This is a genomic window from Metapseudomonas resinovorans, from assembly GCF_002003485.1.
GTDB lineage: Bacteria > Pseudomonadota > Gammaproteobacteria > Pseudomonadales > Pseudomonadaceae > Metapseudomonas > Metapseudomonas resinovorans_D.
Genome location: NZ_BDMA01000067.1, coordinates 60,286 through 73,124, shown reverse-complemented (window position 1 = coordinate 73,124; position 12,839 = coordinate 60,286). Strand labels below are relative to the sequence as shown.

The 12,839-nt window shown below is 63.2% G+C and carries 10 protein-coding genes; 8 read left to right on the top strand and 2 right to left on the bottom strand.

Annotated elements, in window-relative coordinates; all coding sequences use genetic code 11:
* Window positions 1-131: 131 nt before the first annotated feature.
* Entirely contained in the window at window positions 132-968 is an 837-nt protein-coding gene (locus MnOB_RS19630; RefSeq protein ID WP_077525912.1) for a metal-dependent hydrolase, read from the bottom strand.
* A gap of 122 nt (window positions 969-1,090) precedes the next feature.
* Between MnOB_RS19630 and MnOB_RS19625 the strand changes: the two genes are divergently transcribed.
* The gene (locus MnOB_RS19625) at window positions 1,091-2,110 is read left to right on the top strand and encodes an AraC family transcriptional regulator (RefSeq protein ID WP_077525911.1); all 1,020 of its coding nucleotides are present in this window, start codon (window positions 1,091-1,093) and stop codon (window positions 2,108-2,110) included.
* Window positions 2,111-2,264: 154 nt separating this feature from the next.
* Here MnOB_RS19625 and MnOB_RS19620 read toward each other — a convergent pair whose 3' ends face one another.
* Window positions 2,265-3,689, bottom strand: coding sequence for an aminotransferase-like domain-containing protein (locus tag MnOB_RS19620; RefSeq protein WP_077525910.1), 1,425 nt, complete (start codon window positions 3,687-3,689; stop codon window positions 2,265-2,267).
* A 99-nt stretch (window positions 3,690-3,788) separates the two neighbouring features.
* Here MnOB_RS19620 and MnOB_RS19615 point away from each other — a divergent pair, with 99 nt between their 5' ends.
* From MnOB_RS19615 to MnOB_RS19585, 7 genes are all read left to right on the top strand, one after another.
* Window positions 3,789-4,727: a DMT family transporter gene (locus tag MnOB_RS19615; protein WP_077525917.1), complete on the top strand. Its 939-nt coding sequence runs from the start codon at window positions 3,789-3,791 to the stop codon at window positions 4,725-4,727.
* A gap of 3 nt (window positions 4,728-4,730) precedes the next feature.
* Window positions 4,731-4,955, top strand: coding sequence for a hypothetical protein (locus MnOB_RS19610; RefSeq protein ID WP_077525909.1), 225 nt, complete (start codon window positions 4,731-4,733; stop codon window positions 4,953-4,955).
* The gene (locus MnOB_RS19605; protein ID WP_077525908.1) at window positions 4,931-5,575 is read left to right on the top strand and encodes an MBL fold metallo-hydrolase; all 645 of its coding nucleotides are present in this window, start codon (window positions 4,931-4,933) and stop codon (window positions 5,573-5,575) included. Before MnOB_RS19610 ends, MnOB_RS19605 begins: the two co-directional genes overlap by 25 nt.
* 80 nt (window positions 5,576-5,655) lie before the next feature.
* Window positions 5,656-6,357 carry a YiaD family glycine zipper/OmpA-like lipoprotein gene (locus tag MnOB_RS19600; protein ID WP_077525907.1) on the top strand — a complete coding sequence of 234 codons (702 nt, stop codon included), beginning with the start codon at window positions 5,656-5,658 and terminating at the stop codon, window positions 6,355-6,357.
* Window positions 6,358-6,544: 187 nt separating this feature from the next.
* Window positions 6,545-10,273 carry a response regulator gene (locus tag MnOB_RS19595; protein ID WP_077525906.1) on the top strand — a complete coding sequence of 1,243 codons (3,729 nt, stop codon included), beginning with the start codon at window positions 6,545-6,547 and terminating at the stop codon, window positions 10,271-10,273.
* A complete protein-coding gene (locus MnOB_RS19590; RefSeq protein ID WP_077525905.1) occupies window positions 10,254-12,410 on the top strand; it encodes a putative bifunctional diguanylate cyclase/phosphodiesterase in 2,157 nt (718 codons plus the stop codon). The genes MnOB_RS19595 and MnOB_RS19590 overlap by 20 nt, the downstream gene beginning before the upstream one ends.
* 102 nt (window positions 12,411-12,512) lie before the next feature.
* Window positions 12,513-12,827 carry an EthD family reductase gene (locus MnOB_RS19585; protein ID WP_077525904.1) on the top strand — a complete coding sequence of 105 codons (315 nt, stop codon included), beginning with the start codon at window positions 12,513-12,515 and terminating at the stop codon, window positions 12,825-12,827.
* Window positions 12,828-12,839: the final 12 nt, after the last annotated feature.

The following is a 12,839-nucleotide window of genomic DNA, read 5'->3' as shown; positions in this document are numbered from 1 at the left end:
CACCGTAGGGTGCGCCGCGCGCACCGAGTTGCCCGTGCGGACTTCCTGGTGCGCACGGCGCACCCTACCAATTACCACGTGTTCAAAAGAAAACGGCCCCTAAGGGCCGTTTTTTCATATCCACGCATCACTCACGCCGCACTCGCCTGCGCCTCATCGAACTCTTCCCGCGTCTTGTACAGCAGGTCCAGGTTGTCGTGCTGCCAGGGGTGGAAACCTTTCTTGAAGAAGTCCAGATAGGTGCGCACCAGCGGACGGAAGATGCCATTGCGTCCCCACATCCAGTTCAGCCCGTCGCGCCAGACGCGCCAGTTCCACAGCAGGCCGTCGCGCTTGAGCATGTGGGCCAGGCCGCGGGTGGTGTCGAGGACGAAGAAGAAGGTGCCCATCATCATCGCCCGGCGCAGCAGGCGGTGGCTGCCGCAGACCTGGTTGTAGACGTCGAAGGCCACTGCCTTGTGCTCGGTTTCCTCCAGCGCATGCCAGCGCCACAGGCGGGCCATCACCGGATGGGCGCCGGCCATGTATTCGGGGTTCTTCAACAGGCCATCGGCCATGATCGCGGTGATGTGTTCCAGGGCTGCGGTGGCGGCCAGTTGGCGGCGCGCGGAGAACTTCTTCTGGGTGAAGCGGATGCGAGCCTGGGCGCGACGCTCGATGGCGCCGATGTCGTATCCGAGGTCGCGCAGGCGGTTGCTGTATTCCAGATGCTCGCGGCTGTGGTGGCCTTCCTGGCCGATGAAGCCACGGATCTGCTCCTTCAGGACCGGGTCGTCGATCTGGTCGCGGAACAGGCGCACCGAGTCGATGAAGAAGCGTTCGCCATCCGGGAAGAGCACCGACATCGCATCGAAAAGGTGGCTCTTGAAGGCATCGCCGCTGTGCCAGTGGCGGGGCAGCGGATCGGGAAACTCGAAATCCATGTGGCGCGGACGGATAACCAATCCTTTGGGTGTGGTGCTGGCCATGGGGGCTCCTTGAGGCTGTATGGACCATGGTCCCAATATCCGCTTGCCGGGTTTTGTAGGACAAGGTTATCTTCTGCCAACCTTCGGGTCATATCCGGCCACCACCAGAACAAGGCGCCTTTATGAAGCAACCGCTGACCTTCTCCGCCGAACTGGTGCCCGTCGCCTACGCCGAGTCCTTGCTGGGCCTGGCCGAGGAGCTGGGCGTGACACGCGAGGCGCTGCTGAGCGGCGCTCGGCTCCGGCCGGAACTGCTCGGCAATCCCAACGGCCGCCTGTCGTTCCTCGATTTCAACCAGCTTGCCGGCACCGCCCTGCAGTTGTGCGGCGAGCCGGCCCTCGGTCTGCTGCTGGGCCAGCGCCTCAACGTATCTACCCACGGAATCCTCGGGTACGCGGTGCTCTCCAGCGCCAACCTCGGGCGTGCCCTGCAATTCGCGCTGAAGTACTACCGCGTGCTGGGACTGGCTTACGAGCTGGAACTGGCGGAGCAGGGCGATTGCCTGCAACTTAGGGCCATCGAATCCTTCCCGATGGGCCCACTGGGGCGATTCGCCGGAGAAGGGTTGCTGGCCAGTTTCTTCAGCATCGCGCGCTTTCTGCTGGGAGAAGAGCTGCGGGGGCAGCAGGTGGGATTCGCCCATCCGGCGCCGGCCTATGCGGCACGCTATGCAGAGGTATTCGGTGTCGCGGTGCAGTTCGAACAGTCCTGTCACTGGCTGAGCCTGCCCAAGAATTACCTGGAACGGCCCATGGCCCTGGCCAACCCGGCCACGGTGCAGATGTGCGAACAACAGTGCGAGGCGCTGCTGGCCACCCTCGATGTGCAGGATGCGCTGCTGACTCGCGTGCGCCGGCTGCTCATGGCCCGGCCCGGCGACTTCCCCGACCTCGACGGCGCTGCCCGCGCCCTGCATACCAGCGGGCGCAGCCTGCGCCGGCATCTGGCGGCCATGGGCACCAGTTATCAACAGGTGCTGGACGAAGTGCGTAAGGGACTTGCGCTGCAATATCTCAGCACGACGCACCTGCCGCTGTTCGAAATCGCCGGCCTGCTGGGCTTCAACGACCCCTCCAACTTCCGCCGGGCCTTCAAGAAATGGACGGGCAGGCTGCCGGGCGATTATCGTTCCGGGCCGTGAAGCGCCTACCACGAACATTACAGCGCCGAGACTTTCCGCAGCGTGTCGCATGCCAAGTCGGCTACGCGAGCTGAATGATTGAAACAACGTGCCTAGCTATGCGAAAGGGCGTTATGTGGGCGTCCCCACGACCAGGAAGGCCCCGCAGGTTGGTTTACTCGTCGAGCTGACCGCTGCCCTGGCGTAACGTGTTGGCCAGGGCCCCAAAGCCCTCCAGAAGCAACTGGTCGTTGTGCGAGGCATTGCTGACACTAACCCTGACGAACTGCGGCACCGCCGCCCGTCCGACCGCGAAGGCTTCCGCCGTGGCGATCAGGTAGTTCTTCAATTTCAGGTCAGTCTCCACATCCGAGGCACGCCAGGGTTCGGGCACTTCGATCCAGAAGTGCGGGCACTGTGGATGGGTTCGATAGCTCAAGCCCTCCAGCAGTCCCTGCACCAATTGCTTGCGCCGGCCGATCTCGGTGATCTGCTGATGTAACAACTTCTCCGCGATGCCGTTCTCGATCCAGTTGCTGGCTAACTCCATCGTTAGCGGCGTGGCCATCCAGCACGTGGCGCGGAGGGATGCAGCGATGCGGCTGATCAGCGGCGTCGGGGCATGTAGATATCCCACTCGCAATCCAGCGGCTACCGCCTTGCTCAGGCTGCTGATCAGCACTGTGCGCTCGGGGGCGTAATGGCTCAGGGGTGGTGGGCGGTGATCCACCAACACAGCGTGTGCTTCGTCCTCGATGATCAGCAAATTGTGTTCGCGACAGATTGCGACTATCGCTTCCCGGCGCTGCGCAGACATTACGCCAGTGGTCGGGTTCTGCAGCGTCGGGGTGCAGTAGATGGCGCTGACTCGATTGTGTCGGCACAGCTCGTCGAGCGACGCAGGGATCAGCCCTTCATTATCCATCGCCGCGCCAAGCAGCTTTATGCCGAGCATACGTGCGGCGGTGATCAGTCCCGGGTAGGTGAGTTGCTCGGTAACCATGGCGTCACCAGCGCGCAACAACGCCATCAACGTGCAGAGCAGGCCGTGCTGGCCACCATTGACGCACATCACCTGCTCCGCCTGGGGATGGAAGTCGCCGTGAGCGAGCCAGCGCGCGCCGGCATGACGGAAACGCGGCAGGCCTGCGTCTGGGGTATACAGGGTCAGTTCGCTGAGGGCACGCGGATCGCGGGAGAGGTCCAGCAGGCTCTGCGCCAGGAGGCTGGCTTCCGAACCGGGGATGTGCATGTTGCGGCCCATGTCGTACTGCTCCGGCCGCTCCTCGACGAAGTTGCTGAAGCCGACATCGCGTTTGCGCTCCAGCTCTCGCTGACGGACGAAAGTGCCGTCACCCACCCGCGCCACTACCAGTCCCATGCGCTCCAGTTCCGCATAGGCACGGCTGACCGTGCCTATGGTCACCCCGAGGCGGTCAGCCAGGATGCGATGGGGCGGCAGCTTCACTCCCCCTTCGATACTTCCTTCCAAGATGCGAACTTCCATGGCGCTCGCGAGGCGCTTGTACTTGGCGCCAGCCCCCGAGTTTAACGCCTCTATGAGTATTGATACGGTGTCAATAATTGGTTTGACAGCCAATTTTAGCCTCAATAGCCTAAGCTGACGGGATCAATATGAAATGTTGTTCTGAGTTTTAGGGTTCAATCTATCAGATTCAGAAGGATTGTCATCATGCCAATGCCGGCGGTAATTGAACAGGCCAGCAATACCAAGAAGCAGTGGCTGGCGGCGCTTATCACCGCTTTGCTGTTCCTGACGGTGTGCTTCAGTTGGGGAACCACCTGGCTGGGAATCAAAGTCGCCGTTGAAACGGTGCCGCCGCTGACCGCTGCCGGCATACGCTTCCTGATCGCCTTTCCGCTGTTTGTCAGCTTCGCCATTATCCGTGGTGACTCGATCTACTTTCCGCGCAGCCATCTCGGATTCTTTGTCTTCGTTACCCTGTGCTACTTCAGCCTGCCTTACTACCTGCTCAACTACGGCGAGACACACGTTTCTTCGGGGCTCACCGCATTGCTATTCAGCTGCATGCCGGTGTTCATCCTAATCTTCTCCGCATTGTTCCTGCGTGAACGTATTTATCTGTCGCAGGTGGTGGGCATCGCCATCGGCTTCGGCAGCCTGTTCATGATCCTGCATAGCCAGGGTCTGAGCCTGGCCCACGATGAGTTTGCCGGGGTTCTGGCAATCCTCGCTGCTGCCGCCATGCACGCGCTGTGCTACGTGGTGACCAAGCAGAAAGGCGCCGCCATCAGCGTCATCACCTACAACACCCTACCCATTGGGCTGGCCGGGTTGATGTTGTTCCTCGTTGGCCTGGGCGTGGAGCGACCGGACTTTACCGCCATCAGTACGCGGTCCTGGTGGGCGCTGATCTACCTCGGTCTGTGCGCCTCGGTGGGTGGCTTCATCGTCTATTTCTTCCTGCTCAAACGTCTGAGCCCGGTAATCCTGTCCTTCGTTTTCATCATTTTCCCGGTGTTCGCCGTGATCATCGGCTCTTGGTACGAGGGGCTGCCAATCTCCCGCGATCTGGTGCTGTATTCCGCCCTGCTACTAACTGGCTTCGCCATCACCAAGATGCCAATGCAAAAGCTGTCAGTGAGGAGCCGCTGAGTCATGGCCGAGCACGACCTCTTTCTCACGCTCAATCATGGCCGCTCGCACTTTCGCGTCGGCCTGGGTGTTGAAAGTGCGGGTCTGTTGGGGTCACCCTTTACGCCTGATTTTGGCGTGCTGCGGGTATGGGGCTTTCTCCTGATCGTCACCATCCACGATCGCACTGCGCTAAATGTGCAATTACTCCCACAGGATTCCCCATGGACGCCGCAAAACCAGCGCTAATTCGCGAAACCTTCCCCGTCGGCCCGTTGCAGTGCAACTGCACCCTGATCGGCGACCCGATCAGCAAGAAAGCCATCGTCGTCGATCCGGGTGGCAACCATGAGCAGATCCTGGCTCGCCTGGAGGCCCATGGCCTGAAGCTGGTCAGCATCATCCATACGCATGCGCACCTCGATCACTTCCTCGCTTCCGGCGAACTGAAGAAAGCCACCGGGGCGACCCTGCACCTGCACAAGGAAGACCAGTTCCTCTGGGACAACCTGGAAATGCAGTGCCGCATGTTCGGCGTGCCCTACAAACCGGTGCCGGCGCCCGACCAGTGGCTGGCCGACGATGAGGAACTGGCCTGTGGTTGCGGCGTTGCTCTTCACACGCCGGGGCACACGCCGGGCTCCATGAGCTTCTGGTTCCCCGAGGCCAAGCTGCTGATCGCCGGCGACACGCTGTTCCGCCGGGGCATTGGCCGTACCGACTTGTGGGGCGGCGACTACGGCACCATCGAGCGTTCGATCAAGCAGCGCCTCTACAGCCTGGATGAGGACGCCACCGTGGTGACCGGTCATGGCCCGGACACCCGCCTGGGCGACGAGATGCGCGAGAATCCGTTCGTGCGGGCCTGATCCACGGAATTTTTACGCGTTCTGATGTCTAATTGCCCGCAGCCACACCGGCTAAAAGATTTCTCAGGAGTAAATCGTCCATGTTCTCCCCGCGTCGCCTGATCATCGCCGCTACCGCTTTCGCCATGCTCTCGGGCTGTGCTCAGAACCCCTACAACCAACAGGGTGAAGTCCAGGCTCCCGCCGAAGGCGGCATGAGCAAAACCGCCAAGTACGGCGCTCTGGGTGCCCTGGCTGGTGCCGTAGCGGGCGCTGCGATCAACCATGACAACCGTGGCAAGGGTGCGCTGATCGGTGCTGCCGTGGCGGGTGCCGCCAGCGCGGGTTATGGCTACTACGTCGACAAGCAGGAAGCCGAACTGCGCCGCAGCATGGAAGGCACCGGCGTGCAGGTGCAGCGCCAGGGCGACAACATCAACCTGATCATGCCCGGCAACATCACGTTCGCCACCAACTCGGCGAATATCGCCAGCAACTTCTACGCTCCGCTGAACAACCTGGCGACTTCGTTCAAGCAGTACGACCAGAACAGCATCGAAGTGGTTGGCCACACCGACAGCACCGGTAGCCACCAATACAACATGAACCTGTCGCAGCAGCGCGCCCAGAGCGTGGCCAACTACCTGACGGCCCAGGGCGTCAACGGTACCCGCGTGAGCTCCCTTGGCATGGGCCCGGACCAGCCGGTCGCCACCAATGCCAACGAGGCGGGTCGTTCGCAGAACCGCCGCGTGGAAATCAAGCTGACCCCCATCCCCGGCGCCCAGGCTCCGCAGCAGTAACCGCTACCGCTCCATCGCCACGAGGCCCGCTGTTGCGGGCCTCGTCGTTTTCTGCCGCTCGTCGTGCGATTACTGGCGTAACGCCAGTTGTCACTTTCCTGTCTAGACTGCGATGCAGGGTTCCACCGAACCCTGTCTGAACCGTTCGCCCCCGCGGAGGACGGCCATGGAAAGGACAGGAGAAAGCATGGACGATCGTCAATCCTCCCCATCTCCCAAGTATCTGCTGCCGTTGCTGGTAACCCTGACGCTCATGCTGGTTCTCGGGGGACTGGTGCTCTGGCAATGGTTAGCGTTGGAAGCTCGCAACCGTAACGAGTACGAGCAGCGCTTCAAGACCGAGGCGGAGGAAATTGCCCAGCGCGTCGGCATCCGGATGCGCGCTTATGAAATGGTCCTGCGTGGCATGTCCGGCCTGATGGTCGGCAGCACTGAGGTGTCGGCCGAAGAGTGGGCGCGGTCCACCGACCAGTTGCAACTGCAGGACCGCTATCCGGGTATCCAGGCACTGGCCTGGGCGCGCTACCTGAAGCACGGGGAAGTCAACGAATTCGTCTCCGAGATCTGGGCGCAGGGGCGCCGCGAGTTCCGCGTATTCCCTCCCGAGCCGAGGGACGAGTACCTGGTGGTGCAGTACAGCAGCCCCATGGACTGGCGGAACCGCCGCACCTTGGGTTTCGACATGCTCACCGAGCCAGTACGCCAGGCGGCCATCAACCTCGCCCGGGAGACCGGCGAGGCCGCCCTCACCGGGCCCGTCAAACTCAGGCAGGAAACTGACAAGCAAGTCCAGAGCGGCCTGCTTCTCTACATGCCGGTGTACCGCCCGGACTTGCCCAGCAGTACGGTCGAAGAGCGGCGTGCGGCGCTGATCGGGATGGTCTGTGGCGCTTTTCGCGTGAACGACCTGATGGATGGCATCCTCGGCGCGCAGAGCAAGCTCTACAACATCGACCTCCAGGACCTCGGCGCCCCCGGCATGGCACTGCTGGAGCCGACTGGCGATGCCCGCACGCCGCGCTTCCACCAGGTCCAGCAACTGCAAGTGTTCGGCCGTACCTGGGCGCTCGGAGTGGGCAGCACGGCCGAGTACGAGGCCATGCTGGGCATCAACCGGATCACCTTCAGCCTCTGGACCGGCCTCGCGTCGGCGCTGCTGCTTTCACTGCTGGTCGGCGGTTATCTGTACCAGCGGGAGCGGCAGCTTCAGCTCAGTCTCGCCACCGGCACCGAGCTGGCCGAGCGCGAAGAGCGCTTCCGCCTGCTTTTGCAGCACCTGCCGGTCGCCACGCTGACCTGTGATCGCGACGGCCGGATCGAGATGGCCAACGCCCGGGCCGGCGAGCTGCTGCGTTGTCCTGTGGATAGCTTGATCGGGCAGCGCCTGCGTCGCTTCCTGCCGAGCCTGAGCGAATTGAAGGAGCAGGCGGTCGGGCACGCGCCCACCGACCTGACCGAAGCCGAAGCCGCGCAGGAAGACGGCGAGCGCATCGCCGTCGCGTACAGCCTGAGCACTTTCAATCACGGCAGCGAACTGCGCTACCTGCTCAACGTGGTGGACCTGCAAGCGCGCCGAAGCGCCGAGGAACGTTTCCGCCTGGTCGTCGAAGCCTCGCCCAACGCCATCGTCCTGGTGGATACCCACGGGCGCATTGCCATGGTCAACCGCCAGGCCGAACAGCTCTTTGGCTACAGCCGCCAGGAAATGCTCGATGGACCGGTGGAAAAGCTGCTGCCCGAGGCCCTGCGCGAGGCCCATGTGGCGATGCGTGAAGGCTTCCTGCGCAAGCCCGAGCAACGGCGCATGGGCAGCAACCGCGAGCTTTTCGGCCAACATCGCGACGGCACCATGATCCCGCTGGAAGTGGGGTTGTCACCGATCCGGTCCGGTCGCGAAACCCTGGTGCAGGCGGTGATCATCGATATCACCGAGCGAAAGGCGGCGGAGCAGCGACTGCGCGACCAGGCCGAGCAACTGATGTTGGCCAACCGCTACAAGTCGGAATTCCTCGCCAACATGTCCCACGAGCTGCGCACGCCGCTCAACAGCATCCTGATCCTCAGCGACCAGCTGCGGCAGAACATGGTCGGTAACCTGACCGAGAAGCAGACCCGGCACGCCGACATCGTCCACCGTGCCGGCAGCGACCTGCTGCAACTGATCAACGATGTCCTCGATCTGGCCAAGGTCGAAGCGGGGCGCATGCAGCTCAAGCTCGAGCCACTGAACGTCCAGGACATGCTTGCGGAACTGGATGGCAGCCTCCGGCCCATGGCCGAGATCAAGGGCCTGCGCCTGAACACCCACGTCCAGGCGGGCGTGCCGAGGGTTATCCACAGCGACCGTGTGCGCCTGCACCAGATCCTGCGCAACCTGCTGTCCAACGCCCTCAAGTTCACCGAGCAGGGCGAGGTGGAACTGTCGGTGGAGCTGGACCCGGCAGCCGCGACCGACGAGCGCGAAGTGCTGCGTTTCGCCGTTCGCGACACCGGCATCGGTATTCCCGAGGACCAGCACGACCGCATATTCCAAGCGTTCCAGCAGATCGACGGGTCCACCAGTCGGCGCTTCGGCGGTACCGGGCTGGGGCTGGCCATCACGCGCCAACTGGTGCTCGCCCTGGATGGCGATATCACGCTGGAAAGCGTTCCGGGACGGGGCTCACGCTTCATCGTCCGGCTGCCGGTGGCGGTCGCCGCCAGCCAGCCGAAGGATGACGAGGAACCGGCGCAACCGGTGCGCAGTGGCCAGGGGCCGGCCGTGCTGATCGTTGAAGACGACGTCAACTTCGCCTCGGTGATCGCCGACGAAGCTCAGACTCATGGCTTCTCCAGCGTCCATTGCCGCAGCGGAAAGCAGGCCATCGCGATACTGCAGAACGAACGCTTCGCTGCTGTCATCCTCGACATCCTGCTGCCGGACATCAGCGGCTGGCAGATATACCGGCGGCTGCGCAGCCACGCGAACCACCGCGCCACGCCGGTGAACATCATTTCCTGCGTGCCGCAGCCCCAGGACTGGAACGAGGACGCTACCCGCTACCTGGTCAAGCCCATCGCCCGGGCCGACCTGGAGCAGGTGTTCCAGGACCTGGAAGGTGGGAGTCCCCCGGTGGAGCGCAAGCTGCTGCTGGTGGAAGACGTGGATGTGGAGCGCGAGCACTACCGCGAACACCTTGAGCAACTGGGCTTCAACGTGGTGGCCAGCGCCAGTGGCGAAGGAGCCCGGCAGGCTTATGCACAGGACGAGTTCTCGGCCCTGGTGATCGACCTCGATCTGCCCGACCAGGACGGTTTCGAACTGCTCGACAGCCTCGACCGGGAACGTCCGCTGGACGGCTCGCGAGTGGTCATCAACACCGGCGTAGACGTCAATCAGCAGAACCTTCAGCGCCTGCGCCGCTACTCGGCGGTCGTGGTGCGCAAGGCGGGCGAGGACCTCGACAATCTCAGCTCGGCGGTCCAGGGCTTCCTCGCCGCCGTGCGCCAGCCACGCGGCAGCCTGGACATGGACCCGTTGGAAGGCAGCCGGGTGCTCCTGGTGGACGACGATGTGCGGAATATCTACGCCCTCAGTGCCCTGCTGGACGAGGCGGGCCTGAAAGTGACGGCCGCCAGCGACGGCCTGGAGGCCATCGAATGCTTCCAGCGCGAACCTTTCGATCTGATCCTGATGGACATGGCCATGCCCAAAATGGACGGCTACACGGCCACCCGCGTGCTCAAGCAGGAGCACGGTTGCGGTGTGCCGATCATCGCCCTGACCGCACACGCGATGAAGGGCGACCGCGAGAAATGCATTACTGCAGGTGCCGACGACTACCTGGCCAAGCCAGTCAGTCGCCAGGAGTTGCTGGACATGCTCTACCGCTGGCTGGAACAACCAGGAGGTCGCCATGGCGCACCTGCAGCTTAAAGAGGCCCCGGCGGACAACATTCTGCTGGTGGTGGATGACCGCCAGGAAAACCTCGCCGCCATGGAGGCGCTGCTGGACGACGGCGAATGGCAGGTGCGCACCGTGGATTCGGGCGAGGCCGCTCTTAAATGCCTGCTGGAAGAGGAAGTCGGGCTGGTGCTGCTGGACGTGCAGATGCCGCGCATGGACGGCTTCGAAGTGGCGCGGCTGATGCGCAGCAGTCCGCTGACCCGCTTCACGCCGATCATCTTCATTTCCGCCATCGCCCATACCCAGGATGCCGTGCTGCGTGGCTATACCTCCGGTGCGGTGGACTTCATCCTCAAACCCTTCGACCCCCAGGTGCTGCGGCACAAGATCCAGTCGCTGCTGGCCCACGAGCGCAATCGGCGCGATCTGCTGCAACTCAGCCAGCAGCTCGACAGTGCCCGCGCCTTCAACGCCTCGGTGCTGGAGAACGCCGCCGAGGGCATCCTGGTGGTCGGCGAAGACGGCCTGATCAGTTTCGCCAACCCGGCCATGGCAAAAATGCTCCAGGGCAGCGTGGACGACCTGGAGGGCCGCCCGTTGCTGAGCCTGATCGCCCATCCCGAGATGACGGGCGAATGGAAACTCTCGGATTTCTACCGCCACTGGAAGCAGAACGAGACCTACCGCCTGCATGACGCCAGCCTCAAGACCATGGGCGGCGAGCGTCTGCCGGTGGCGCTGTCGTCCTCACCGCTGCCGCGCTTGCAGCGCTCCATGGTGGTCATTGCGCTGGACATGTCCGTGGTGCGCCAGTTGCATGCGCAACTGGAGTCCCAGGCCATTACCGATGCCCTCACCGGGCTGCTCAATCGCCGTGGCTTCCACCAGGCGCTGGAGGCGTCCCTGGCGCGCATCGAGCGCAACGGCAAGCGCATGGCGGTGCTCTACCTGGACCTGGACGGCTTCAAGCTGATCAACGACTCCCTCGGCCATGAAGCCGGCGACCGTGTGTTGCGGCGGGTGGCGGAACAGTTGAAGAACTGCCTGCGCCCGTACGACATCCTGGCGCGCATGGGCGGTGACGAATTCACCGCGCTGCTGGATACCCTCGACCACCCCGAGGACGCGGCACGGGTGGCGGAGAAACTCATCGAACTGGTCTCCGTCCGCCACAATATCGAGGGCATCGACGTCACCCTCGGCGCCAGCGTTGGCATCGCCTGCTTCCCCGAGTGCGGACAGAGCGTGGACGGACTGCTGCGCGCGGCGGACATCGCCATGTACGAGGCCAAGCGCGCCGGTCGCCAGCAGTACCGCTTCTACTCACCGGAGATGAATGGTCGCGCCCGTTCCCGCCTGATGCTGGAGGAAAGCCTGCGCAATGCCATCGAGCAGAGCGACTTCCACCTGGTCTACCAACCGCAGGTCAACCTGGAGACCGGTCGCCTGCGCGGTTTCGAGGCGTTGTTGCGCTGGGAGCACCGTGTAGCCGGCACCGTGGCGCCCAATGTGTTCATCCCGCTGCTGGAGGAAACCCGCCTGATCAATCGCCTGGGTGACTGGGTACTGCGGGAAGGGGCCAGCCAGTGCAGTACCTGGCAGTCGTCCTTCGGCAACGACCTGGTGGTGAGCCTGAATGTCAGTCCGGTGCAGTTCGGCATGCCGCAACTGGTGGATGACCTGCGGCGGGTGCTCGGCGAGTTCGGCCTGCGCCCCGAACAGCTGGAGGTGGAGGTCACCGAAAGCGCGTTGATGCAGGACCTGGAGCTGACCCGCGAACAACTTCGGCAGTTGCGGGCGCTGGGGGTGCGCATCGCCATCGACGACTTCGGCACCGGTTATTCGTCCCTGGCCTACCTGCGGCACTTCGAGCTGGACACGCTGAAGATCGATCGCCTGTTCATTTCCAACATGCTGGAGTCGCGTCGCGATGCCGCCGTGGTCAGCACCATCATCGACCTCAGCCGCCACCTGGGCCTGGAGGTGATCGCCGAAGGGGTGGAAACCCTGGCCCAGCGCGACTGGCTGCTGGAGCATGGCTGCACCTTCATGCAGGGCTTCCTGGTGGCGCCAGGGCTGCCGGTGGCCAAGGCCGAGACGTTCCCGCGGGTGGTGGACTGGGTTGCGTTGCGCGAAGGCGCAGACAGCCTTGCAGCCTCCTCCTGAACCCGCGGTGAGACCATCACGCATACCCGAAATCGCGGGCCTACACTTCATTTGTCAGGGCATCGGGCGCGCGCCCCCTGCCTATTGAGAAAAGGAGGCTCCATGTACTGCTTTGTTGTGGCGTATCCCAATGCACCGGGCGCCAAGTTCGACTTCACCTACTACTGTGAGGAACACATCCCACTCCTGGCCCGCCTGATCGGCGAAAACCTGGTGAAGCTCGAAGTGCGCAAGGGTCTGGCTGCAGCGGATGGCGCCGTGGCGCCGTTCATCTGCATGGCCAATATCTGGGTACTGTCGGTGGATGAATTGCGCAGCACGCTGGAACTGAACGGCGACGAGATAAGCGCCGATATTGCCAACTACACCAACCTGGCGCCCCTGCTCCAGGTGGATGAGGTGCTACAGACGCCCTAGAGCAAGAAAAAG